Origin of the sequence: Actinomadura sp. BRA 177 (genome assembly GCF_013372625.1) — a bacterium.
In the GTDB taxonomy this organism is placed as follows: Bacteria; Actinomycetota; Actinomycetes; order Streptosporangiales; family Streptosporangiaceae; genus Spirillospora.
On the sequence record NZ_JABXFD010000107.1, the window covers coordinates 1 to 1826 of the forward strand.

Here is a 1826-nt window from a genome sequence, read left to right on the forward strand (position 1 = left end):
GCAGCGTCAGATGTGTGTAAGAGGCAGGCGCAGAACACCCCCGCACGCATGCCTCTGCTCGCCGTCCAGACACTCGTCGTCCAGACATACGCCGCGACCAGACGCGCCCTGGACGGACGCCGTAGACGAACGCGCCGTGGGGGAACGGTTGGGGCTGGGCGAGGATTGCGTGCCGGGATGGTATTCACCCGAGGGCAGTTGGGGGCTGGAGGCGTGGCAGGTGAGCGTGTCAGGTGCCGCCGGAGGGCTTGGGGCCTTCGAGGGCGGGCAGGCAGACTCGGTCGCGGCCGGACGACTTGGCGCGGTAGAGGGCCAGGTCGGCGGCGGCGAGCAGTTCCAGCAGGTCCTGGCCGTGGGTGCGGAAAAGGGCGACGCCGACGGACACCGTGACCGTCACCGTGCCCTCCTCGGCCGGGACCGCGAGCCGGCGGACGCGGCCGCGGAGGCGTTCCGCGACGCGGCACGCCTCGACGGTGTCGGCGCCCGGCAGCAGCACCACGAACTCCTCCCCGCCGAACCGGCCCACCACGTCGTAGTCGCGCAGCTGGTGGCAGAGCGTGCTGGCCACCCCGACGAGCACCTGGTCGCCGATCAGGTGGCCGTGGGTGTCGTTGACGCGCTTGAAGTGGTCGATGTCGATCAGGAGCAGCGCGACGGCGTCATGGGTGCGCTGCGCTCTGGACAGCTCGGTGTCGGCCTCCCGCTGCCACGCCGCCGCGTTCAGCAGGCCCGTCTTGGCGTCGGTCCGGGCCGCGGCCTGCAACTGCTGGTGCATCAGGCTGCGCTGCAGCAGCATCACGGGAGGCAGCGCGAGGAAGAGCAGGCCCAGCGACAGGGCGCTGATGATCGCGACGATGATGCCGACGCAGAGTTCCACCAGGTCCAGCAGCAGGCTCTCGCGGGTCCAGAGGACGTCCCGCCAGCGGCTCTCGGGGTTCGCCGCGTGCGCCGCGACCGCGACGATCGCCGCGTTCACCACGGTGAACAGCGCGGCGCATCCGACGGCCGCCGGGATGCCCGGATACGACTCGATCACCCACTGCGGCGCCCCCTCCAGCGGCTCCGGCACCACGACGTGGAACACCGCGGACGCGCACGCCCCGGCGATGCCGAGCGCCGCGGCGACCACCGCCCGCCGGTAGATCAGCGTCCGGCGCACCCGGAACTGGAGCAGCGCCTGCACCGGCACCGGGATCAGCAACGCGTACACCGGCGGGAGCAGCAGCGCGACCGGCAGCCACCACGCCGACAGCAGGTCGCGGGCGACGCCGGCCGGCATGCCCAGCCGCCGGGTCGCCTCGATGCACACCGCCCCGCACGCCAGCAGGGCCGCGAACGTCATCAGGTCGTCGCCCCGGAACGGGGTCTCCACCAGCCCCGCCACGGTGAGCCCGAGATGGACGGCGACGACCACCGGCACGTAGACCACGAGCAGGGACGGACGCCCCAGTCGCGCCCGGCGCCCGGGCGCGCGGGCCAGCTCCCCACCACGGTCCTCGGCGGACGACTGCACTGCCGTCATCCTTCCCCCTTACGCGAATCACGTTGTGTAACACGATAGTTGCAACGTGTGCGGAAGGGGCGTGAAACAGGTACCTTCGGGAAGGCACATGCGGGTGACCGCTCCGGCCACCGGCATCAGGGCCCGCGGAATCGCGGTGCTCAGCACATCCTGAGGGGGAAATCGCCATGCGCGGCATTTCCTGGATCTGACCAGGCCGCAACCCCTACGGCGCGGGGGCGCCGACCGGCGACCACGCCGGCCACGCCCCCGCTCCCCCGCAACACCCGCCGAACACCAGCACCTGTCTCTTATACACATTCTC

Annotated in this window: 1 protein-coding gene; it reads right to left on the minus strand. The window is 71.7% G+C overall.

The features are described from left to right. Positions 1–229: 229 nt before the first annotated feature. Positions 230–1522 (minus strand): GGDEF domain-containing protein, encoded by a 1293-nt coding sequence (locus HUX53_RS02935; protein WP_176401624.1) that lies wholly within the window; start codon positions 1520–1522, stop codon positions 230–232. Positions 1523–1826 lie beyond the last annotated feature (304 nt).

Coding starts and splice junctions, on each gene's coding strand:
- HUX53_RS02935 (WP_176401624.1), bottom strand. CDS start 1,522: ATGACGGCAGTGCAGTCGTCCGCCGAGGACCGTGGTGGGGAGCTGGCC.